At 37.0% G+C, this 23,027-nt stretch carries 24 protein-coding genes; 11 read left to right on the top strand and 13 right to left on the bottom strand.

Annotated features, from left to right (window positions below; genetic code table 11):
• Window positions 1-7: 7 nt before the first annotated feature.
• On the top strand, window positions 8-1,621 hold the full coding sequence (locus AC1Z3T_RS04090) for a phosphoethanolamine transferase (protein ID WP_100885376.1): 1,614 nt from the start codon (window positions 8-10) through the stop codon (window positions 1,619-1,621).
• A gap of 307 nt (window positions 1,622-1,928) precedes the next feature.
• On the top strand, window positions 1,929-2,297 hold the full coding sequence (locus tag AC1Z3T_RS04085) for a 5-carboxymethyl-2-hydroxymuconate Delta-isomerase (protein WP_005032003.1): 369 nt from the start codon (window positions 1,929-1,931) through the stop codon (window positions 2,295-2,297).
• Between the two features lie 61 nt (window positions 2,298-2,358).
• Here AC1Z3T_RS04085 and AC1Z3T_RS04080 read toward each other — a convergent pair whose 3' ends face one another.
• The 3 genes from AC1Z3T_RS04080 to AC1Z3T_RS04070 form a co-directional block, all read right to left on the bottom strand.
• Window positions 2,359-2,520: a DUF4240 domain-containing protein gene (locus tag AC1Z3T_RS04080; RefSeq protein ID WP_157811011.1), complete on the bottom strand. Its 162-nt coding sequence runs from the start codon at window positions 2,518-2,520 to the stop codon at window positions 2,359-2,361.
• Between the two features lie 164 nt (window positions 2,521-2,684).
• On the bottom strand, window positions 2,685-3,551 hold the full coding sequence (thiM, locus tag AC1Z3T_RS04075; protein WP_009584791.1) for a hydroxyethylthiazole kinase: 867 nt from the start codon (window positions 3,549-3,551) through the stop codon (window positions 2,685-2,687).
• Window positions 3,552-3,560: 9 nt separating this feature from the next.
• The gene (locus tag AC1Z3T_RS04070; protein WP_100885375.1) at window positions 3,561-4,715 is read right to left on the bottom strand and encodes a hypothetical protein; all 1,155 of its coding nucleotides are present in this window, start codon (window positions 4,713-4,715) and stop codon (window positions 3,561-3,563) included.
• A gap of 102 nt (window positions 4,716-4,817) precedes the next feature.
• Here AC1Z3T_RS04070 and AC1Z3T_RS04065 point away from each other — a divergent pair, with 102 nt between their 5' ends.
• On the top strand, window positions 4,818-5,147 hold the full coding sequence (locus AC1Z3T_RS04065; RefSeq protein WP_228153592.1) for a DUF6678 family protein: 330 nt from the start codon (window positions 4,818-4,820) through the stop codon (window positions 5,145-5,147).
• 112 nt (window positions 5,148-5,259) lie between these two features.
• On the opposite strand, the gene AC1Z3T_RS04060 is transcribed toward AC1Z3T_RS04065, so the two are convergent.
• Both AC1Z3T_RS04060 and AC1Z3T_RS04055 read right to left on the bottom strand, forming a co-directional pair.
• The gene (locus tag AC1Z3T_RS04060; protein ID WP_004830430.1) at window positions 5,260-5,523 is read right to left on the bottom strand and encodes a hypothetical protein; all 264 of its coding nucleotides are present in this window, start codon (window positions 5,521-5,523) and stop codon (window positions 5,260-5,262) included.
• A 124-nt stretch (window positions 5,524-5,647) separates the two neighbouring features.
• Window positions 5,648-6,841, bottom strand: coding sequence for a hypothetical protein (locus AC1Z3T_RS04055; protein ID WP_100885374.1), 1,194 nt, complete (start codon window positions 6,839-6,841; stop codon window positions 5,648-5,650).
• A gap of 594 nt (window positions 6,842-7,435) precedes the next feature.
• Between AC1Z3T_RS04055 and AC1Z3T_RS04050 the strand changes: the two genes are divergently transcribed.
• Together AC1Z3T_RS04050 and AC1Z3T_RS04045 are read left to right on the top strand one after the other, a co-directional pair.
• Complete coding sequence (locus tag AC1Z3T_RS04050) at window positions 7,436-8,098, top strand: YccT family protein (RefSeq protein ID WP_100885373.1); 663 nt, start codon at window positions 7,436-7,438, stop codon at window positions 8,096-8,098.
• A gap of 250 nt (window positions 8,099-8,348) precedes the next feature.
• Window positions 8,349-8,894 carry a GNAT family N-acetyltransferase gene (locus tag AC1Z3T_RS04045; protein WP_100885372.1) on the top strand — a complete coding sequence of 182 codons (546 nt, stop codon included), beginning with the start codon at window positions 8,349-8,351 and terminating at the stop codon, window positions 8,892-8,894.
• Between the two features lie 54 nt (window positions 8,895-8,948).
• On the opposite strand, the gene AC1Z3T_RS04040 is transcribed toward AC1Z3T_RS04045, so the two are convergent.
• Genes AC1Z3T_RS04040 through cydP form a run of 5 tightly spaced genes read right to left on the bottom strand, consistent with a single transcriptional unit; the run spans window position 8,949 to window position 12,299 of the window.
• On the bottom strand, window positions 8,949-9,245 hold the full coding sequence (locus tag AC1Z3T_RS04040; protein WP_004830434.1) for a cyd operon YbgE family protein: 297 nt from the start codon (window positions 9,243-9,245) through the stop codon (window positions 8,949-8,951).
• 3 nt (window positions 9,246-9,248) lie between these two features.
• Window positions 9,249-9,350 carry a cytochrome bd-I oxidase subunit CydX gene (cydX, locus tag AC1Z3T_RS04035; RefSeq protein WP_002120988.1) on the bottom strand — a complete coding sequence of 34 codons (102 nt, stop codon included), beginning with the start codon at window positions 9,348-9,350 and terminating at the stop codon, window positions 9,249-9,251.
• A gap of 29 nt (window positions 9,351-9,379) precedes the next feature.
• Complete coding sequence (cydB, locus tag AC1Z3T_RS04030; RefSeq protein ID WP_004830436.1) at window positions 9,380-10,525, bottom strand: cytochrome d ubiquinol oxidase subunit II; 1,146 nt, start codon at window positions 10,523-10,525, stop codon at window positions 9,380-9,382.
• Entirely contained in the window at window positions 10,522-12,108 is a 1,587-nt protein-coding gene (locus AC1Z3T_RS04025; protein ID WP_004830438.1) for a cytochrome ubiquinol oxidase subunit I, read from the bottom strand. The genes cydB and AC1Z3T_RS04025 overlap by 4 nt, the downstream gene beginning before the upstream one ends.
• On the bottom strand, window positions 12,108-12,299 hold the full coding sequence (gene cydP, locus AC1Z3T_RS04020) for a cytochrome oxidase putative small subunit CydP (protein ID WP_004830439.1): 192 nt from the start codon (window positions 12,297-12,299) through the stop codon (window positions 12,108-12,110). Before cydP ends, AC1Z3T_RS04025 begins: the two co-directional genes overlap by 1 nt.
• 536 nt (window positions 12,300-12,835) lie before the next feature.
• Here cydP and AC1Z3T_RS04015 point away from each other — a divergent pair.
• Window positions 12,836-13,432, top strand: coding sequence for an NAD(P)H-dependent oxidoreductase (locus AC1Z3T_RS04015; RefSeq protein WP_100885371.1), 597 nt, complete (start codon window positions 12,836-12,838; stop codon window positions 13,430-13,432).
• A gap of 69 nt (window positions 13,433-13,501) precedes the next feature.
• Here AC1Z3T_RS04015 and AC1Z3T_RS04010 read toward each other — a convergent pair whose 3' ends face one another.
• Genes AC1Z3T_RS04010 through AC1Z3T_RS04000 form a run of 3 tightly spaced genes read right to left on the bottom strand, consistent with a single transcriptional unit; the run spans window position 13,502 to window position 15,466 of the window.
• Entirely contained in the window at window positions 13,502-14,116 is a 615-nt protein-coding gene (locus AC1Z3T_RS04010) for an OB-fold-containig protein (protein ID WP_004830441.1), read from the bottom strand.
• A gap of 18 nt (window positions 14,117-14,134) precedes the next feature.
• Entirely contained in the window at window positions 14,135-14,443 is a 309-nt protein-coding gene (locus AC1Z3T_RS04005; RefSeq protein ID WP_100886298.1) for a Rieske (2Fe-2S) protein, read from the bottom strand.
• 18 nt (window positions 14,444-14,461) lie between these two features.
• Window positions 14,462-15,466 carry an adenosine kinase gene (locus AC1Z3T_RS04000; protein ID WP_004830444.1) on the bottom strand — a complete coding sequence of 335 codons (1,005 nt, stop codon included), beginning with the start codon at window positions 15,464-15,466 and terminating at the stop codon, window positions 14,462-14,464.
• A 260-nt stretch (window positions 15,467-15,726) separates the two neighbouring features.
• On the opposite strand from AC1Z3T_RS04000, the gene AC1Z3T_RS03995 reads away from it, so the two are divergent.
• The 5 genes from AC1Z3T_RS03995 to AC1Z3T_RS03975 all read left to right on the top strand — a co-directional run bounded on the left by AC1Z3T_RS03995 (window position 15,727) and on the right by AC1Z3T_RS03975 (window position 22,932).
• On the top strand, window positions 15,727-16,194 hold the full coding sequence (locus AC1Z3T_RS03995) for a GNAT family N-acetyltransferase (RefSeq protein WP_100885370.1): 468 nt from the start codon (window positions 15,727-15,729) through the stop codon (window positions 16,192-16,194).
• Window positions 16,195-16,824: 630 nt separating this feature from the next.
• Entirely contained in the window at window positions 16,825-17,586 is a 762-nt protein-coding gene (locus AC1Z3T_RS03990; RefSeq protein ID WP_418134796.1) for a COG4705 family protein, read from the top strand.
• Window positions 17,587-17,823: 237 nt separating this feature from the next.
• Window positions 17,824-20,763 (top strand): insulinase family protein, encoded by a 2,940-nt coding sequence (locus AC1Z3T_RS03985; RefSeq protein ID WP_100885368.1) that lies wholly within the window; start codon window positions 17,824-17,826, stop codon window positions 20,761-20,763.
• A 340-nt stretch (window positions 20,764-21,103) separates the two neighbouring features.
• Entirely contained in the window at window positions 21,104-22,252 is a 1,149-nt protein-coding gene (locus tag AC1Z3T_RS03980; RefSeq protein ID WP_004830448.1) for a phospholipase A, read from the top strand.
• A gap of 197 nt (window positions 22,253-22,449) precedes the next feature.
• Entirely contained in the window at window positions 22,450-22,932 is a 483-nt protein-coding gene (locus AC1Z3T_RS03975; RefSeq protein WP_046760800.1) for a MarR family winged helix-turn-helix transcriptional regulator, read from the top strand.
• Window positions 22,933-23,027 lie beyond the last annotated feature (95 nt).

Below are 23,027 nucleotides of genomic sequence, written 5' to 3'. Positions count from 1 at the left end.
AAGTGCTATGCGCCGATTTAATCAACTGCCGATAGATATACAACGATGGTTTTTTGCATTTTATTTGCTTTTGCCTGTCTTGATTGTCTTTTTCACATTGGGCTTTGCTGGAAGCTGGGCAGATAGTTTACGTTTGGCATTTTTAGCAATGCCAGGTGTTTGGTTATGCTTCCAAGCGAGTAGCAAGTCAAAACTGGTTTGGAAAATATCCGCGATACTTTGGTGGTTTATTTTTTTCTTGCATACTACCTTACTTTCACTGAGCTGGTGGTTATTTAACAGTGATGCAGAAGGCTATTTAATTGTTGAGTCGATTGCAAATACCACATTCAATGAAAGTTTAGAGTTCATGCAACAACATGCAGGATTGTTTGGGCTTTTGCTGTTGTGTTTTTTAACCACATTGGGATTATATTTTTTAGTCTTATTTAAATATTTTGATCAGCCACATCTTCATATTTATCCAATGCGTGTCGTCGGGCGCTCAATCCTCGGGTTTTTGATATTACTGTGTGTGGTCAGTTATGTGCTAAAACCTTCTTTTGCTTTGCATCCACTTGCTTATTGGTTTGGATATTATGGCAAAATTAAAGATTTTCAGTCACGTGTTTCACAACACCATCATATACATCAAACTTGGACGTTCAATGCAAAAAAAAGATTGGATAGACGTAAACCGTTTGCTGAACAGCAAACCCATACAGTGGTTTTAACAGACAGTATTACCAGTTTTAATTTTGGCTTATGTGGTTATCCTCGAAATACAACACCTGAGTTAAGCAAACGTAGTGGGCAGTTCAAAGTATTTTGTCGAGGTTATTCGCCTGCATCTTCTACCATTCAATCGCTACGTTATTTATTTAATGATGGCACACGCAATGCGATGGATGACCAAGCACCAGAAAATATTATGGGCTATGCAAAAGCTGCAGGATTCAAGGTGTATTGGATCAGTAATCAAGATGATGTTTATATCTCATCATTATTTGCAAACTATGCCGACGCAGTGGTTTTTATCAATAAACAGTCCGGTCGGAGCAGTCGTTCATTGGATGAAAATATTCTTCCAGCTTATAAAGCTGCGTTAGATGATCCAACGCCTCGTAAGCTCATTATTCTACATCTGATTGGTTCACACCCAAATTATAAGTTACGTTATCCTGAACAGTTTTCTAAATTTAATGATGCGACAAATGATGAGGTTGAAAGGACGCTAGAGCAAAATAAAATCAATCATTTTATTCAGTTAAAACGTAATGAATACGATAATAGTATCCTTTATCAAGATTGGATTGTTTCTAAACTGTTTGATTTGCTTTTGTCCAAAAGGGCTGATTTTAGATCTTTTACTTTTTTGTCTGATCATGGAAATCAAGTGGGTCATAAACTCAATTATGCAGGTCATAGTTCGGATACAGAAGCAGGTTATCGTGTACCAATCCTGATTTGGTATGATCAAATGCCGAAAAAGGGAATAAGTAGCCAAAGACCTATCGATGCCAGTGATTTAGACCGTTATGTTTTACATTTAATGGGACTTCATGATCGATTGGAAACTCAAGAAAAATTATGTTGGTTAGATGAGAAATGTCATTTTATTCCGAAGTTATTATGGCGCTAAATTTATTTTTTCGTTCAGTATACCTGCCTTGGTTATGAGGTCGTGTATACGTCGTGGTAGTGATATAAAAATTAATGGATATGATGCAACGATCAGAAAGTTACATTCAACAAGATTTTGGGAGTGGAGAATTCTAAGCAAAAATTTGATAACCAATGCTTTGATAATAGTACTATATCTAAATTTTTGCTTATTTTTTAATGAAGTATATACAACTAAAGTTATAAATTTGCGTTAATTTTACAGTTTCTAGAGTAGGGATGTTATACTCAATACTAATCTATAATATTTTCATATGGTTAACACGATGCCACAAATGTTTATTGATTATTCAGACAATATTCAGAATTTAGATCAAAAGAAATTGATGTTGGGTTTAAATCATGCTTTGTTTGATACGGGCTTAGTCAGCGATGCACATGATATTAAGTCGCGTATTCAATCAGTTTCAGATTATCTGATCGGTTTTGGAGACAATCAACAAGCATTCATCTTTGTTCGTTTACAAGGTTTAAGCGGACGCAGTGAAGAACAAAAAAATTTAATGACGGAAAATCTGTCACAATTTTTACAGTCGTTTCAAGACTATTCAGCTCAAGGTCTGGAAATTCAGCTCTGTGTGGAATTTGCTGAAATGCCGAGAGAAATTTATAAGAAAGTATTTGTAAAAAAATGATCAATCATGGGGCTTAACGATAAGCCCCATTTTTTATTCACGCTTTAATTGAGCAATTTATTCAAACAGTACAACTGACGAAGTTTTCAATCTCATGCAATGTGCCCTCAAAAAATTCCTTTCCTGTAAGAATTAACCAGCACCTAAAATAAAGAAAACGATCATCTGATAAATAGCCATTGAAATGATATAGTCCATGCTCTTTGGTAAAGTTTGATTGCAAAATTGTGGCAAGTTCTGCAATTTAAGCACGACAAAGTCATGAAAGTTTTAAGTTGCAGTTTTTTCCCAAACAAAATAAATGGTTGCTGATCAAACCTAGACTAATATGCAATTTAATCTTCTAAATGCTGTTCAGTATTATCCTTTAATCAATTTCAGATTAATTTAGAGACCTAATACTTGAATATCACTGTATTCCCAAATTTTATTGGCACTCATTTGGTAAATTTCATCGAGGAACGCCACATTAAAACTCCCCACAGCCGAGGCTTTTTCAAAAGCCAATTTTCCAGCAATGGCAAAGTGAATATGTGCAGAAATAGTGGCAATTGCTGGAGTGGTCACAGCACTATATGCCGCAATTAAAGCACCTAAAGCACAACCTGTCGCCGTAACTTTAGGCTGTAAAAAACTTCCCCCATTAATTTGAATCACATGATGAAGTTCTTTTGAAAGGACGAAATCAGATTCACCAGAAATTGCGACACATTCACAATGATTTAACAGCGCTTGAGCTTGTAAATAAACCTCATTACTTGACACTGCACTATCAACACCCTTGGATTCAACTTGGTTGCCTGCGAGCGCACTGATCTCAGATGCATTGCCACGAATAATAGTCGGATGAAGTAAAACCAATTGATCGACCATTTCACTACGCCATTTTAGAAATGGACCATAACCCACAGGATCAAGTACCCAAGGTGTATTTTTATTTGCAACAGTCTGTGCTGAAATTTGCATGGCTTGCATTTGTTCAGATGTTGGTGTTCCAAGATTAATACTCAATGCCGCTGCAATAGAGGCAAAACTTTCTGCTTCAAAGGGATTATCAATCATCGCCGGTGATGCACCAGCCGCCAATAAAATATTGGCTGCGTAATTGGCTGCAACGCTGTTGGTAATGCAGTGTACCAACGGTTGTTGGGTTTGTAATTCTGTCCAAGCATCCACAACTTTCTGTAAGATAACATCAGTCTGGATATGAAGTTGATCCGTTTGAGAATGGGTAATATTTTCAGGATGATTCATATAAAGTCCTTACTGAGTAAAGTAGTGATCTTGATGCTTGCAGTTTCGACAGAGCAATGTCACGTAATTTTGTGCATCATATTCAACAGTGAGTTCATTTGAACCACAGTACATACAGCGTTTTTGTGAATAAAAGTTTAAGCGCGGTTCAATCTTTTTCCAAGACTTCCACACTGGTTGGAAGAAAATTCCTTCATCGTAGCCTAAAAAATGGTAAAACAGAATTTCACTCATGCGACTTAAAGGGATGTTGGGTGGGCGAGGTAGCGTCGATGTTTCCCATTTTTCTGCGACAGCACGTTCACGATATTGCTGAACGGTTTTTTTTAGAATATTGGTGTTAATAAAATTTTCATTTCGGACTTGCAAGGCTTTTTTCTGATATAAATATTCCAAAGCGGTCTGAATCAAATAGAAAATTTGCCCTACAGCCAAAACATCAAGTAGTCGATAACAAAATGTTTGGAAGTTCTTATTGCCCGAAATTTGAATTCCCCAAGTACGACAATAATGTTGAGTAAATTGTACGATTTCTTGATATAACAACACGTAGAGTGTATTTTTGACTTCTTCTGAATGTCTGAATGGTATTCCTTGGCTTAAATTTTCATAAAACCAATGGCGAAGTTGTGTGGTAATGCTAAAGAGGCTGGGTTCGGAATAACCATCTAAACGGACATTGATATAGTATTGATGTGCATCATCACTAAAATCTTTTGGCACAAGAACGTTTTCTTTAATCAACTGATTGAGAAGTTGACTTTGAAAATAATAGTTGGGTGTAATTGAATGATATTTAATGATTTCCCAATCAATAAACTCTTGATGTTGGCTATTTTCATGTACTTGATTGTCTAAAATACTCAATAAAAATAACTTATGTAAAAAGCTGAGTTGATCTAAGCCCAATTCAAAATCATCTTTTCTTTTGAGTTTTCTTGTTTCTTGCAGGCGCGTTTCTTTAATCAATTTACGTCGTTTATTTTGACACGTTTCGCAATGACAGTTGCCTTGATTATTGAGGAACACTTGATGATGACAATGACTGCACTGATGGAAGTGAACGTCTTTTTCAAACTCCTCAGCCTCGACATAATACATACTTGCCTGACACAGTGGGCAAAATGTACTTTCATCAAGCTGTTTCTGTAGAATTTGAAGCATATAGGGCTAAATACAAAATTATTGAGGATTTTTCATTATACACATCTATATTGAGGAAAGCTGATTGCTTAAAATGAATGTTTTATAAAATATTCATATCTGATGATGATTGATGCAATCGTATTGCTTTTCAATGAGATTGAAAGATTAAATCTTAATTATCGCATTCAACTGATTGATACATTAGAAGTATCAGTATGGGATCATTTTTTAATTTTCCCAACACCAAATTACATTGAATGTCGTTATGGTATTTTTCCACTGAGGGCAGTTCGACAGATTCAAATTAATTCAATCGAAAATCGTTATATTGGTCAACGAGTCGCTTTGAAATGTATTGACCATTCTGAATTATTAGAGGAAAAAATGCAGCAATCAGGCTTACATTATCATATTGAAAACCAAATATTCACCATCACTTTGCAAAAATAACAGTATTGAGGTTGTCAGTATTAAACGGTTTTTAATGAAAGTGGCAAATACAAGCTGAATTCTATTTGCCACTAAAAGTTGGGTTAAAGTGCGACGTTCATACTGATATAAACTAATAAGCAGCAGGGCAAGGTAATTTTGAGTCCTCAAAATGCTCCATTTTAGCCTGCAACAAAGCTTTCGCCTTTTGGGCTGAAACTTTGTGCTGTCCTAGGCAATCATACTGTCTTAAAATACAGCTGACGTCTTCTGTGGATAAAGGAATACCTTCACAGGTCATAAACAATGCAATCACTTGATGATCTATTTTTGCATTATTCAGCATTTGCATCGTCTTGATATTTTCAACACGGACAATATGGTCTTTAAAAATCATGTTGCACCTCTTTTCTGTTGAGTATTTTTATTGTGCGATATACACCCATTTAAACAAGCAAGAATTGTGCTCAAAATGTAGTCGCTTTGAAAAAATTGTAATGTTATGCACAATGAATAAATTGTTATCTCGCGCCTATTGGCTGGTACAAACCTTCTCCTCGACCAATTTGTGCTTGATAAATCGGAATCCACGGCGCAAAAAAGATATTTTGTTTCCATTCGTTTAAGACGTTGAAACCATTACGAGCAATAGCGATTCGATGCTGTAAATTGGCGAGATTTGTGGCTGTAAAAGGTGCACGAATAATGAGATAAGGTGTAAAAATCAGTTTAAATTTATTTACCCCAACAAAAATATCCCCCCTTAAGCCCAAATTCTCTAGGCTTAATGACAGCATAAAATTGTTGATGTTGGCAAAGTCTCGCATCAAAGGCTTGTCCCACATCGGTTGTAAAATTTTTTCCTGTTCATGTATACCAAAACTGATAGCAGCATTGGTTGCGAGCTTTTTAAACTGTGATGAGTAAATTCCAGATCGCAATGCTTCCTCATCTGCAAGTTTCTGTAATTTAAATGCTTGAGACAGGTTTACACCATAGCCACTGAGCTGTTGTGCCAAAATTGTTGAATCATAGTGCTGATGCATGACACTTAGCCCACCGATATCTGCCATCACATTGGCTTGTCCTTGAATTAACTCATTATTGGCTTTAGCGATGGTTGATTGCAATGTTGGGATCGGCATTCCAGCAATGACAATATTTTGTCCGTTTTTGACATTCAAAGGATCTAAGGCATTGGATAAAGAATAGCTCAATGCATATGTAGAACGTACATCATTAGCGACGAAGACTCCTAGATTTGGCCAATAAAATTTGGGATTGTTCCGACTGAGTGCATCGTAATACATCAAGATAAATGCATTGGTTGCCAGTAAAACTTTCTGTTGGGCACGGGTGCCGTAGGTATTCTCAGCCAACTGTTGTACGACTGCAAATTGTTGACGGATTTTGCTGCGAACATTTTCGTACTGCTGAACGATTGAAAAAATAGATGGGTTGTATAATGAATTTTGGCTATTGGCGATATTATACAATTGCTGATACAGAGTTCTTTCAGATGTTGTCAAATTACGCTGTGCCATATTGGCATTCATGCTATAGGCAACACTTGAAAGCTGGGCTGGTGTAATCGAAGTTACATTACTGTTTGCTGCCACCACTTGAGTTGTGATTGATGTTGCTGAAATTGAAGCTATGCCGATGATACAAGCCGTTAATATCGCTTTATATCGAGGAGTAGGTTTCTGTTCCATAGTGAATATATCCCTGTTGTTTTTGTTAGAATGATGAACTTCTTTGTTCGAATATTTGTACACGAAGCTCCTGTTTACTTATAGTAGAGTCAATATAGCTTTGACATGGTTTTTTAAGACAAAGAGATGAGTGGTATTATTTCAGATGAATACAAGATCAGACATATGCTGTAGATGCCAAAAATCAATTGTTATTTCACATACACCATAGTGCTATTGTATTTTTACGATAAATTGTTCTGATTTTTAAATCACTGTAATGAAAACTGTCACTTTTAAAAAATATGGTCGGTATGATCATTTAAAGTGTTGTGATAAATTGCACAAGGATAAAATTACCATTTTACAAGTCAAATAAAGATTCAATATTTTAAGAAAAAATCGATTTTATGTTGACATAGACTTCGGGTAAATCTCTGTCAAATCAGATGCTTTTGATCAATATGGTGACTAAAAAATGAATCCTATAAATAAAAATAAAAAACCAATGATTTAAGCTTCATGATAAAACGCCAGTTGTTGTCATAAAACTGTCATCACCACATTGCATAGTGCAATAAATTTTACATATTTTTGACATAAGAGTAGAGCAACATGGCATTTAAATACGGAATTGCTGCATTGGGTTTAATGTTGAGTGGGTCAGTTTTTGCAGCAGTTACGCTATCTGCGCCAGAAGAAATTGTTGTATTGGCTGTGAATGATCAAGAAGTCAATTCAGGTTTGATTCGTAAAAAGAACGAGTATCAAGTTGATCCCGGTCAGACTGCTGTGAGTGTACGTTATCAGCAATATTTTGAGCATTTAAATGGTGAACACGATATTTTAAAATCAGGTGTGGTTACGATTACAGCAGCTGATTTAAAAGATGGACAAAATTATAAGTTGGCTCTGGTGGGTGCTCCAAATAACTTTGATGATGCAAAAAAATATGCAGAACAGCCAACGATTGCAATTTTAGACAATCATAATCGACTCGTGGTTCAACAAACAGGTGCCAATACTGAAGCAAAACCTTGGTTTGGTTCTGGCGTATTTGGGCGTGTGATTGATTTAACCACAAGTAATAAAGCGCCTGTGAATCAACCTGCGCCAGTATATACCGCGCCATCTCACGCAGTTGTTTCAAATGCTTCGCCAAAAAGTGTACCAGCTGTAACCAATAGCAATGCTGCTGATCAACAATTGATTCAAATTTGGCAAAAAGCAAGCAAAGCAGAACGTCAAAAGTTTATGACTTGGTTGGCTGATCAATAGCGTCAATTGACACTTCGCAGACGCTTGTGACAGTAGAAATTTTTTAGATAATATCAAAGACCATCTCGATGGTCTTTTTTTAAGAGTTGATTGATTAAAGGAATTATTTTCTTGTTTAAAGAAGATATCCGATCTTAATATTTCTATTCAAATCTACGATTGAAGATTACTCTTCAAAACCGCTTTTCAAAATAGCCATTAGGTTTTATAAAGTCATTTGCTCACAATAAAATGATAGACCTAAAATTCAATGAAACACTCACTTAAATTTAGAACTGCACAAATTTTAGATATTCAGAAATTGATTAATTTGATCAATTCAGCCTATCGGCAACAACAGGAAAATAGTTGGACCAGTGAAGTAGAAATGGTCACTGGCACTCGAATCAATGCTGAACAATTGGCACAAATGTTGGCAGATGATCATTTCAAATTATTTGTTGTTGAGCACGCTGAAGAGATCGTGGGCTGTATAGGTTTAACATTTAATCCAATCCAAGTCGAAATTGGCACATTTTGTATAGCACCGAAAATGCAAAATCATGGGGTTGGTAAGAAGGCACTTGATTTTGCAGAACATTATGTGCGTGATCAGATGCTGTCTATTCATCCTGATTTAACGCATTTTGTAATGTGGGTGCTCAGTGTTCGTCATGAGCTGATTGCATATTATGAGCGGCGTGGTTATCAATCAACAGGGCACATTGATGATTATCCTTTAAGTGCAAATGTAGGTATCCCCATTGTGGGTTTACATTTAGTTGAAATGAAAAAGAGCATAGCTGATAGGATTTGAGTTGATATGAAACAATAAAACCCTGAATAAATCAGGGTTTTATTGTTTTTTAGATTAGGTTAAGAACCAAGTGTAATAGCCCCACAACATAAGTGGCCATGCCACATAAGGGCTAAACAACCATTTCCATAACCAAAACTGTGGCAGAAATCCTACACCATGTATAAACCCACCTGAAATGCCAATCATGACCATCATTAGGGCACTATGGTTGTAGTGTCCATTGGCATCAAGCATTGCACCAGGGTGGATGAGTAATACTGCTGCAAGTGGCAATGCCATCAAAAACGAAATGGCCATTGCAAACTTGTTCGGCTTCCTTTCTTTTGTTGTCATTGCGATCTCTGCCATGGTTTATTCCTCATCCAAATCTTGATGATGTTCGATATAAAGGGCACTCAAGACACCTGCAAAGCATGCCATCAAGATCCCTAAAATCCAAGCGAAATACCACATAATATTCTCCTATTTGCTTAGACACAGCCTTAGTACAGGCTGTGTGAGTTCTCTTGAACATGTTTGTTGGTAATGACGCCCCACATTTTGTAATAGCACCATGTGGTATAGGCTAAAATCACTGGAACAAAAATTGAAGCTACAACGGTCATTACTGTTAGGGTATTTTTACTGGATACAGCATCCCACATGGTCAAGCTTACAGTAGGATTGATACTGGATGGCATTAAGAAGGGGAACAGTGCAAAACCAGCAGTTAAAATTGAACCTGTGACAGCCAGAGTCGAACCAGTAAAGCTCATACCTGCTTTATTTTTTCCTGCACCGAAGATGATCAGGATGCCTCCCAAGATTGCTGAAACTGGGGCAAGTATTGTGATCGGGTAAGTTGAATAGTTATTCATCCAACCATGGTTGCCTGTAGTCAAAACTTCTTTTGCCAATGGGTTTGCAACAGCATTGGTATCAAATGGTTTGACTAAGGTATAACCCTCGATTCCACCAAAGTAGAGCCAAGCACCAACAGCTAAGAAACAGACCAAAAAGATTGTACCCATGAGTTGAGTTGCTTTTGCAGAGCGTTGACGTAATACGCCATCTGTACGAAGCATTAACCAAGCGCCACCATGTGCACAAAGCATCGATAAACTGACAATACCGCAAACTAAAGCAAATGGATTGAGTAGCGCAAAGAAACTACCTGTATAGGTTGATCGTACAGTTTCATCTAAGGTAAATGGTACACCCAAGAACATATTACCAAAGGCAACACCGAACACCAGTGCAGGTACAGCACCCCCTATGCATAAACCCCAATCCCATGAATTACGCCATTTGGTATTTTCAAGTTTAGAACGGTAGTCGAAACCGACGGGTCTGAGGAATAATGCAAATAAGACCAGTAACAGTGCCCAATACATACCAGAAAATGCTGTAGCATAAACCATTGGCCAAGCTGCAAAGAGAGCACCACCGGCAGTGACAAACCAAACTTGGTTGCCTTCCCAGTGTGGAGCAATCGTGTTAATTGCTGCACGACGCTCGTCATCTGTTTTACCTACAAATGGCATCAATGCCATTGAGCCCATATCGAAACCATCAGTGAGGGCAAAGCCGATCAGTAAGACACCAACCAAAACCCACCAGATAATTTTGAGAAGTTCATATTCGATCATGATTGAGCCTCCCCAGCTTGAGCTTGTTGAGCTTCAAGTTTTTCAAAGTGATATTTACCTGTATGTAAAGAACTTGGTCCTAAACGTGAGAACTTGATCATTAGATACATTTCAATAATCAACAGCACAGTATAGAACGCAGCTAATGCAATGATTGAACCCCATACATCACCAGTGCTTAAACTTGATGCAGATAGGTGTGTAGGTAGTACTTCACCAATGGTCCAAGGTTGACGACCACCTTCAGCGACATACCAGCCAGTTTGTGCTGCAATCCAAGGAAGCGGTAAAGCAAACAGTGCAAATTTAAGTAACCATGGTTTATTTTCAGCATTGCGTTTTGCTACTGCAAAAGTTGCAAGGATAAATAGAAGTAGCATTAAGAAACCTGAAGCAACCATTGCACGGAAAGAAAAGAACAATGCTGTTACGTTAGGAATCGTATCTTTCGTTGCTGCCTGAATATGTGCTTCAGATGCATCAGTTACATTTTCAGTGTATTTTTTAAGAAGTAAGCCATAACCTAAATCTTTTTGATTTTCTTTGAAAGAAGCCATAAGTTCTGGCGAACGGTCACCAGCACGAAGTTTTTCAAGTTCACTATAAGCCACCATACCGTTACGGATACGTGCTTCATGTTGAACCATCAAGTCTTTAAGACCCGTTACTTCTTTATCCAATGAGCGTGTTGCGATAATACCCATTGCGTATGGAATTTTTATCGCATAGTCAGTGCGTTGCTCTTCTTGGTTTGGAATACCAAACAAAGTAAACGGTGCAGGAGCTGGGTGAGTTTCCCATTCAGACTCAATTGCCGCCAGTTTAGTTTTTTGAACATCACCCAGTTCATAACCTGATTCGTCACCCAGTAAAATTACAGAAAGTGTTGATGCTAAACCAAAAATTGCAGCGATGGCGAAAGAGCGACGCGCAAAAGGTAAATCACGTTTTTTCAATAAGTAATAGCTCGAAATGGCTAAAACAAAGATTGCCCCAGTGACATAACCTGCTGAAACAGTATGAACAAATTTTACTTGAGCAACAGGGTTAAAAATCAAAGCGCCAAAATCTACAAGTTCCATACGCATGGTTTCAAAATTAAATTCTGAACCGACAGGATTTTGCATCCAACCATTGGCAACTAAAATCCACAGTGCAGATAAATTCGAACCGAGTGCAACTAGCCATGTCACACTTAAATGTTGAACTTTTGAAAGGCGATCCCAGCCAAAGAAGAATAAACCAATGAAAGTTGATTCTAAAAAGAACGCCATCAATCCTTCAATGGCAAGTGGCGCACCAAAAATATCACCAACATAGTGAGAGTAGTACGCCCAGTTTGTACCGAACTGGAATTCCATAGTCAGACCAGTGGTTACACCTAGAGCAAAGTTAATACCGAAAAGTTTGCCCCAGAATTTGGTCATGTCTTTGTAAATTTCTTTACCAGAAATCACATAAGTGGTTTCCATAATGGCAAGAATAAAAGCCAGACCGAGAGTAAGAGGTACAAATATAAAGTGATACATCGCGGTCATTGCAAATTGGAACCGCGAAAGATCGACCACGCTTTCAGAAATCATCAACGTGTCTCCTTGATTTGGGAAGGACTGCCAGCAATACGCTCAGCAACTTGGTTATCAAAATCTTTAGGAATAGTCGGTGCATCAAACCAGATATGTTTGATCGTCATTAAAAGTGCAATCTTAATTATTAATATGATTGCAATTTCTCTGACTAGCCGACGGTTTAAATCATTAGGTTTTAAGCTCATGCGTTAAGCCTATTATTTAAATATGCTTATATTATTAAACAAAACGCAACAAGAAATAAATAGATAAAACACTTAAAATAAAAATATATTATTAAAATTAATTAAAACAAATACTTAATATTTTAATGTGTTAAAAAATATACTAAGAAATAATGATTTTAAAGTTGATCAAAATACTTAGAATTAATAAAAATAAAACCAACCAAAATGGTATTGTTTAGATTTTATTAAACCAACCAAAATGGTTTGAATTATTCTTGATTAAAAATAATTCTGATCGAAATGGTTGGTTTAATTCCGATGTTTTATTTTTATTGAAACAGAGTTTAGAGAATCAGAAAAAATAATTGTTGATTGTTATAAGGCTTTATTAGCCCTGATTAAAAAATTTAAAACTGATGATTTAAATGTGAGGTCGCATTTATTTGATTATGAAATATAAGCTCTGCTTTTTGTTTTTGATGTATGCTAAGTTGGTTAAATTTTGTTCATTCTAACTAATTAATCATTATTTATGGGATAAAAGAGGGGATTTTATGAAATGCTTAGTTGTCATTGCGCATCCAATCAATGATAGTTTATGCCATCGCATGGCAAAGACAGCAATTGCTAGTTTAATTGCCAATGGTCATGAAGTAGTGGTTGAAGATCTATATGCAGTAGATTTTGCTCCTGCATTGACCTATGAAGAACGTTTGAGTTATTACGGTCCTGCATTTGATCAAACAGCTGTTAAAGAGAAGATAGATGATTTACTTTCTGTAGAAGCTTTAATTCTGGTCTTTCCAACATGGTGGTTTGGTTTTCCTGCAATACTTAAAGGTTGGTTTGATCGAGTTTGGGCACCAGGTATTGCTTATAATCATTCATCTGATTTGGGTGCGATTCAGCCTAAATTGAATCATTTAAGATATACACTGGCGATAACTTCACTGGGGTCTCCATGGTGGGTTGACCGTCTGATTATGTGGCAGCCACTAAAACGGATATTGAAAATTGCATTATTGGGTACCTGTGCACCAAACTCACAGTTGTACATGTTATCTATCTACAAAGCTGAAAAGTTAAGCCAAGCTCAAGTCGATTCATATCTTAAGCGTATTCAAAGCAAAATTTCAAAATGGGCAAAATGATAGGCTTTTTACGCATACAAGGTGCGAATGATCAATCAACAGACCCTAATCACAAAAATAGATGCTGAACTAATATTGATCTGAACTAAATAGCTGATTCGATGTTGAAATTTTTTTGGCTATATAATGTGATTTTCTGAAACGTATTAAGATGATTTGTGATTGAAACTCTAATTCCCCAAACTCAGGTTCGACTTGGACATAGTGGAGTTGACCATTTTCATCACGGACACGCGCTTGTGCGGAAAATCCAGGTCGTGCATTGCCACTTGATACTGTTGCAAGGCGTCCGAGTAAGTCGACTTGATTCGTGGTGATTTTGGGTTTAATCACTTGATCAAGACAGTGGATCATAAATACAGTAAAAAAAATTGCGATGACCAAAGCAGGTAAAATTACATAATACCAAGCAGCAAATTCTTGTTTGCTGGCAAATATTGATAATTGTAAAAAATAGCCTGCAAAACTAAAGTTAAGCAATAAAAAAACGAAGATAAGAACTTTTGAAAATTTTACTTGTAAAAGAGGGGATTCAATCAACCAATCAGGAGACACTTTTTTAAGAAACGTACTAGGTCGGATACCAAGATAATATCCAAAAGTTTCTGCCATGCTAAGTAAAATTAACGCCAAAACACTCAAATGAAAGGGCATTAATTCATGTTCAAATAAGAATTCCAGCATGGCAGTTGTCCTTGGTTATTAATCTACAATGTAGATTCCACCATCTGAATGAACTGAAATATTCACTTTTTCCAATTTATCACCAAGGCATGGTCCAAAAATACATTCACCTGTTTCGACTTCAAACAAAGCGCCATGTGTTGAACACTGGATATATTCGCCATCTTGATCTAAAAATTGATTTTCAAGAAACTCAAGCTCAGTTTGAAGATGTGGACACACATTTTGATAGGCATAAAAAGCCCCATCCCGTTGAGTGATAAAAATTGTATCACCTGTCATTGTGTCGAAGGCACGTGCTTTGCGCTCTTCAATTTCATCGGTCATTGCAATTTTTTCAGCCATTTATGCACATTCCTTTTTGAATGTTTCGAGCAGAGTCGCATATTCTGCAATTTCTAAACGAGGTCCAAATTTAGCCACTACCTCACTAGAAACAAGAATAGCAAGTTGCGCTGCTGTTTGTAAATTTTCACCACAATTTAACGCATATAGGAATGCGCCTGAAAAGGCATCGCCAGCACCATTCGCATCAACAGCATTGACTTTACGACCAGGGACATAAAAATGTTGATCTTGATTGGAGACTAAAGCGCCTTTTGCACTTAACGTAATCACGACGTCTCGGCTCAAGGTTTTTAACTTTGCCAAAGCAGCTTCGACAGTATCCGTTTCTGTATACAGCATCGCTTCTTGTTCATTACAGAAAATCAGATCTACGCCATCGTCGAGTAATTCGTTTAAACCTTGACGAGCATATTGCACCATTGCTGGGTCGGAAAGGGTAAGGGCGATTTTAACATTGTGTTCGCGTGCAATTTGACGTGCTTGTTTGACCGCTAAGCGAGCAGTATCACTGGTGGACAAATAACCTTCAATATAGAGCCATTGTGCTGTTTTTAAAGGTTCAAAATCCATTTGTTGTGCTGAAAGTTCTGCAGTGATGCCTAAATAGGTCTGCATGGTGCGTTCTGAATCATCACTGACAAGTACCATACATGTTCCCGTCACACCTTCGCTGATCGATTTTTGTGAAGTTATGATTCCAGCATCATTCAAGCCGTCAAGATAAATGCGACCTAATTCATCATTGCCTACACGGCAAGCATAAAATGCAGAAGAACCCAGCGCACTAAATGCAACTGTGGTATTGGCAGCAGAACCGCCTGAAGCTTGTCCTTTATAAACTTGGCTGGCATTTAAATTGTTGTAGAGTTGGGCTTGAGTGTCACCATCAGCCAATTGCATGGTACCTTTTTGCAAATTTTGTTCAGTCAAAAAGTGATCTGAAACTCTAAATTCTTGGTCAATTAATGCATTACCAATTGCAAAAAGATCAACTGTTGCCATGTTCTTCATCACATCAATGTTAAAAAACTAAAGTTTACACCAATGCTCAACTTTACAGTAGATTGTTGAAAAAAATTCATTTATGACTCGAGTAGTACATTCATGAATTTTTATAAGTTCTGCTATTGCACAGTAGTTGAATAGTTCCTAAGATTCAAACACAAGCTCTATCTTGAGTTCGCTATATCATCAGGTTATATATCGAGAATAGATACAAGTTGAGTCAATGGTCTATCGTTTTAAAACACATTGGAGATTGAGTGAATATTTTAATTCAACAGGTTGATCAATTGCCTGCACAAATTCAAGATTTAGCCGCGGTTGCTGAAAAAGAAGGTTTTCAATTTATTCAACGGTTGATTGATGAGTATCAACAAGGAAAAAATAAATTTAATCGTCAAGGTGAATTTTTACTGGTTGCATTTGATGGCGATAAACTGATTGCTTGTGGCGGTCTCAATATTCAAATGAGCGAAGATAGTGAGACCAATCAAAAACCTGAAACACAGCATAAAATCGGCCGTGTACGACGTTTCTATGTGTTACCGGAATATCGTAAAAGCGGTATAGGTAAGCGTTTATTACAAGACCTCGAAAAAAAAGCAAAATCTCATTTTTCTGCACTGTGCTTAAATAGCGAAAAAGATGCAGCTCCATTTTATCAAAAGCAAAATTATGTATTTGTTGAAAATCATCCCAATTATAACTATTTCAAATACTTGATTTAGTGAATTGAAAATTTTTGCCCAATAATGAGCCTTTGATTAAAGATTAGAAGAATCAATAAGCAGACATGCGCATCATCTGAACTCATGTAGGGGCTTTATGCTTTTGGGGATTGATCTAAATTAATCTCCAAAACTTAAATATTGATTTTTATGATTTTATTTTTTAATAAACTAAATTATGGTTTTATCCAAACAGCATTAAATAAATGAATACCTGATGTTACGCACTTGATTTAAATTAAGTAGGTGAAAAAGAAAAAGCTAAATTTACACGACGGAGTCTTAGATCCAAAGTTTAAATTTATGGAATAGCCTTCGGCTCGATGTACTTTTGTTTTGTCAAAAGTACCCAAAACAATTGTCATTAGCAGAACTCGTTCACTATCGTCACAATATTCAAAGTTTCGCAGAAACTTTACTTATTAGAAGGAGTCCTGCCTCAAGCAATTGCAGATGACGTTTCCGAGTATCCACATTCTTTTAGCTCCAAAATTTAATTTTAGAGTTACTGCGTAACATCAGTTAATACTTTTTCTCACCATTGTTGATTTCAGATTAAGCTCTAAAAAATCATTTTAATTTTGTTTTAAGACTGACTGTTGAATATCGCATTTAATCTATTTCAGAATAATGAGAATGACAGACAAAGATCTAAATGAACTGATCTCTAAAGTTCCACAAGTTACACTACTGTTTTGGATCACCAAAATTTTGGCGACTACATTTGGTGAAACAGCAGGAGATGCTGTTTCAATGTCGCTTAATTTGGGCTATTTGCTCAGTACTTTTATCTTTGCTTTTATTTTTATTGCTTTTCTCTATTTTCAAATTCGGACTAAGACTTATCATCCTTATTTGTATTGGTTTACGATTATTGCAAGCACAACTGTAGGAACAACATTGGCAGATTTTGTCGATCGTTCACTGGGGATCGGTTATTTATGGGGAAGCACTTTATTAGTAAGTTTGGTCGTATTGACCTTATATGTTTGGTACAAGGTAGAAGGAACAATTTCACCACACATCAACCGACCCCGAGCAGAACTGTTCTATTGGTTGACTATAACTTTTTCACAAACTTTAGGAACTGCTTTGGGTGACTGGTCATCTGATACGGCAGGTTTGGGTTATACGGGGGGGATTGTACTATATGTGATATTGATATTCATCATCTTCATATTGTATCTATTTACAAAAACATCCAGCGTTATTTTATTCTGGATAACATTTGTGCTTAGCCGTCCATTAGGCGCTGTGGTGGGTGATTTTCTGGATAAACCAATTGATCATGGTGGATTAGCCCTAAGCCGTTTCACAGCATCGGCTGTATTATTGATTGCAATTTTCATCTGTATTTTTATTGCGCAGCGTTGGGATATAGCAAAAAAATAAGCTTTAAAGCAATTCTAATTAGAATATTGAGTTAAAAAATTTAAGTTTTACAGTGATGATTGAATTTTTTGATCATCACTTTTTTTATTTAACGCATTGCTCATTCTTAATATTTCAACGACGAGTCCTGATAAATCCTGATTGATTTACTAAGAATTAGTGTTAGGAATGAATCGCATTTATTTAAGTTTCAGTTATACTTAAACGCATAGATAAACATTTAATATTGGAGATCGCATGACTGTAGATGTCACTGAAACCTTATCTCAAACTGTTCATCCTGCGTTTCAGCTGGTACGTCAACACCATGTAGAAGCTTTAGACATTTTAGTGTCTGAATATAAACATAAAGTGACTGGTGCAATGCACTACCATTTGGCAACCGATCACGATGAAAATGTGTTTCTGGTTGCTTTCCGTACTCAACCGATGGATTCAAAGGGTGAGGCACATATCCTAGAGCATACTGCGTTATGTGGTTCAGAGAAATTCCCTGTACGTGATCCATTTTTTCTGATGATTCGACGTTCTTTAAATACATTTATGAATGCATTTACTGCGGCGGATTGGACAGCGTATCCATTTGCGACACAAAACAAAAAAGACTTCCAAAACCTGTTGGAAGTTTATATGGATGCTGCTTTTGCTGCTAATTTAAATCCTTTGGATTTTGCACAAGAAGGCATTCGTATTGAGCTGGAAGATGGTCAGCCAGTTTATAAGGGTGTGGTATTTAATGAGATGAAAGGTGCAATGAGTTCACCTTCTGATCAACTTTATCACCAGTTGGCACATCATTTATTCCCGAAAACCACTTACCATTATAATTCTGGTGGTGATCCTAAGGATATTCCAGACTTGAGTTATGATGAGTTGGTGACTTTCTATAAATCACATTATCACCCAAGCAATGCAATCTTCATGACTTTTGGTGATCAATCTGCCTATCATTTACAAGAGCAGTTTGAAAAGTTAGCACTTTCTAAGTTTACAAAAGGCGAAACGATCTATTCAAAAGAAGAGCAACGTTTAACGGCACCAATTGAAGTACAAGAAACGTATGCGGTTGATGCAGAAGATTTAAAAGATAAGACATACCATATTTTGTCGTGGTTATTGCCAAAAACCAGTGATGTTAAATTACGTTTAGGTATGCGTTTGGTTGAAGGGATTTTATTAGAAAACTCTGCTTCACCACTACGTCATTATCTTGAGACTTGTGGTTATGCGCAGTCTACCGGTCCAATCATGGGTGTAGATGATTCAAACTATGAGATGACTTTTTATTGTGGTGTACAAGGCTCCAATCCTGAACATGCCGAAGCATTTAGACAAGGTGTGTTGAACATTTTACAAGACGTTGCTTCAAAACCAATTGACAAAGATATGGTTGATGCGATTTTACATCAAATTGAATTGCATCAACGTGAAATCAGTGGTGATGGTACTCCATATGGTTTAACACTGATTTTGAATGGTCTAGGTAGTGCAATTCATCACAATGATCCAATTCATGCATGGGACGTAGATACCGTTATTGCTGAAGTCAAAGAAGAGCTCAAAGATCCAATGTGGTTATCGAACTTAATTCAAGTTCATTTATTGGATAATCCACATCGTGTACAAATGACCCTTGTACCAGATGCAAATAAATCTGCACTGGAAGCACAAGAAGAGAAAGCACGTTTGGCAAAAATTGGTGCTGCTTTAACAGATGCTGATAAAGCTGAAATTATTGCACAAACAGAAGCTTTAAAAGTTCGTCAAGAGACTCCCGATAATTTAGATCTATTGCCTAAAGTGGGTTTGGAAGATATTCCAGCTGAGTTGCCAATTGTACAAGGTCAATTGCGTGAGATTATCTGTAATGGTATTGATACGCCATTGAATTTGTATCATGCAGGGACTAATGGTATTTACTACCAACAAGTGCTGATTCAAATTCCTGATCAAATTGTAAAATCACCTTATTTCAACTTATTATCCGTTTTAATGGGGGAAGTTGGTGCTGGTGAATATGATTATTTGCAACTTCAACAACTTCAAACTGCGGTGAGTGGTGGTTTAGGCATGGGCGCATCATTGCGTTCTAAAACCGATGATAAAGGTCAAATTAGTGCTTGGTTAACCCTGACCACTAAATCATTGACAGATAGATTTGATGCGATTGGTTTACTCAAGCTTGCTTTTGAGCAATTACGTTTTGATGAGAAAGATCGCATTATCGAACTGTTACAACAACGTAAGACACGTTGGGCTTCACGTTTGTCTGGCTCTGGTCATAGTTATGCAATGCAAATTGCATCGCGTCAGATGAGTGCTCTGGCAAAACGTGATTATGATAATACAGGCTTGGGTGCTTTAAATTGGTTGGGTGATCTGGTTGCTAAAATTGAAAATGATGAAGTGGCTTATGATGAATTCATTGAAGAATTAAAATCAATTCATCGTGGTTTAATGCTTGCACCAAAACAGTTCTTATTGGTGTGTGAAGAACATCATTCAGAACGTCTGGTTGAAGAAGTCCAAATCGTTTGGGATAAATTGAGTGTAGATCAAGCACCAGTATATTTGTCTAAGGTTGAGCAAGATGACAGTCATGCTGATCAAGCTTGGTTGATTCAAGCCAATGTCCAGTTCTGTGCCTCTGCCTATCAAGCGGTGGAAGTTTCACATCCAGATGCTGCACCTTTGATGGTTCTGGCTGGTTATTTACGTAATGGCTTCTTACACAGTGCAATCCGTGAAAAAGGCGGTGCATATGGGGGTGGAGCGAGTTATGATGGCAATGCATGTTCTTTCCGCTTTTATAGTTATCGCGACCCTCGTCTTGCAGAAACGTTCCAAGACTTTGAAGCAAGTTTGGATTGGTTGTTGAACAAGGAGCAGCATGCTTATCAACTTGAAGAAGCAATTCTGGGGTTGGTTTCAAGTATGGATAAACCTGGTTCTCCAGCAGGTGAAGCAATCACGGCATGTTATGCCTTGCTTCATGGACGCACTCCTGCGTTTAGAAAGCAATTACGTGAGCGATTATTAAACGTTACTATTGACGATCTTAAGCGTGTAACACAAACTTATTTGGTTGAGCAAAAGCCTGTAAAAGCAGTCGTAGCACCAGTTGCCAAAAAAGAGTTGTTAGAACAATTAGGTTTTGAAATTAAAAAAGTAAATTAACTCAAAAAAGGGTCTGTGGACAATTCGTCTATGTTTGCGACTAGGTGTGTTTTTTAGGCGATTCTAGGCGCGAAATACGAAATTTAGTCATTCTAAATGAGTAGTTCGGAACGAAGAAGCGACAAAAAACACGCTAGTCCCCGCTGCGCCTTGCGCTGCAAACAAAGCAGTGCTTTGTTTTTGCTCAGGGTTGTGGTTAAAATTATCTCAGGCTACGTTATGAAACTTAAAAATAGTCTCGCTATTCTCTTCATTTCATGCCTTACCTGCTCAATTTTAACCTACAACGCAAGCCATTTATGAAATGTCCACAGCCCCTAAATTCTTTCTGGAGAAATCTATGTCGTTCAAAAGTTTTGAACGTACACCAGTGAATCTGAGCATCTTAATGATGCTCAGTTTTGGTTTGGTGACCACTGTTTATGCAGACGATGCGGCTCAAGTGAATCCTGCAAGCACTCAAGCTTGTGTGGCACTAGAATCAAATGCTGATCGTTTAGCCTGTTACGATAAGATATTTAAAACGCCTGCAGTTCCTGCGCAAGTACTGGTTTCAGAACAACGGGCAGCGATGGACATCGAGAAAGCAAAGCCAGAGCCAGTAACGCTTAAAGAAAAAATTGGGCAAACTGCTGAAAATTTATTTGCCATTCATGGTGATAAGATTGACCCAAACACATCGTTATTGGATCGCCGTTGGGAGTTGTCTCAAGACAGTAAGTTGGGCACATGGAATATTCGTGCACATCAACCTGTTTATTTGCTTCCTGCTTTCTGGACCAGCAAGAAAAATGAATTCCCACATAGTCCAAATCCACAGAATACTGTAGATGAAGATCAAAATTTAAAATCAATGGAAGCTAAATTCCAAATTTCCTTAAAAACTAAGGCGGTGGAAAATCTGTTTGGAAATAATGGAGATCTTTGGCTGGGCTATACACAATCTTCGCGTTGGCAGGTTTATAACAGTGAAGAGTCTCGTCCATTTCGTGAAACAAACTATGAGCCTGAAGCAAGCTTGATGTTTAGAACCAATTATAATTTATTGGGTTTAAATGGTCGTTTGCTTGGATTAACCTTAAATCACCAATCCAATGGTCGTTCTGATCCGCTTTCACGTAGTTGGAACCGTGTGATTTTAAATCTTGGTTTTGAAAAAGATAATTTTGCCTTAATGGTTCGTCCATGGTATCGCATCGAGGAAGATTTCAAAGACGATAATAATCCAGATATTAAGAACTATATCGGGCGTGGCGATTTAACTGCATTCTACCGTTGGAATGATAATGACTTTTCACTGATGCTGCGTCACTCTTTAAAAGGTGGTGATGATTCGCATGGTGCGATGCAATTTGATTGGGCGTTTCCAATCAAAGGTAAACTTCGTGGGCATTTTCAATTGTTTGATGGTTATGGTGAGAGTTTGATTGATTATAATCATCGTGCAACTTATGTCGGCTTAGGTGTTTCTTTGATGAATTGGTACTAGTGATGATTGATGTTTAAATTATCTCTTTGTGTGAAAGAAACGGCGCTAGATTTTAATATTTAAGTCATTTGAGCGGTATTTTTCATCGTACAAATATGATAGAAATGAAAACTTACTTAGCTGTATTAGAGAGGTAATTTATATGGATATCTATCTCTAATGACTAAAAATGATAAAGCAAGTTTGGATCAAGTCTAATGTCAAATGAACAGATTAGCGCACATGATGCTAATTTATATGCCATCAATAACCGTTTAACCTTTAGACTCTTTCAACTCGGCAATACGCTTGATCGGATGAGTAGTAAAGAACTTGGTGTTTCTCCAGTGCATTGGGCTGTACTTGGGGCATTGTCAAGAGAGCAGGTAAGAGAAGGAATGTCTTTTTCTGATTTGACAGAATATCTTGGAGTAAGCCGACAAAATTTAGATGGTGTTCTTAAGCGTTTAGAGCGTGACCAACATGTCATTCGTTTTGCGGATCAAATTGATCGCCGTGCTAAGAAAGTGATGTTAACAGAACAGGGGCACATATTTTGGAATCAGTTGCAACTGAAAGTATATGAATTTTATCGTCAAGCGATGGATGGTTTTTTATTTGATGATAAAGTCACTTTTGTGCATTTCTTGAATAAATTAAATAAAGGGATGCAGAGTGTAGAGCTTAAAGATCAAGAATAAAGCTGTGAAGTTTAAAAGAGTTTAAACGCTTTCTTCAAAAGAAAAGCCACGTCTACAAGATGACGTGGCTTTTCTTTTTATTAGCATTTCATTGA

This window comes from Acinetobacter sp. B-6 (assembly GCF_056930735.1).
This window is presented reverse-complemented; position numbering and strand designations above follow the sequence as displayed.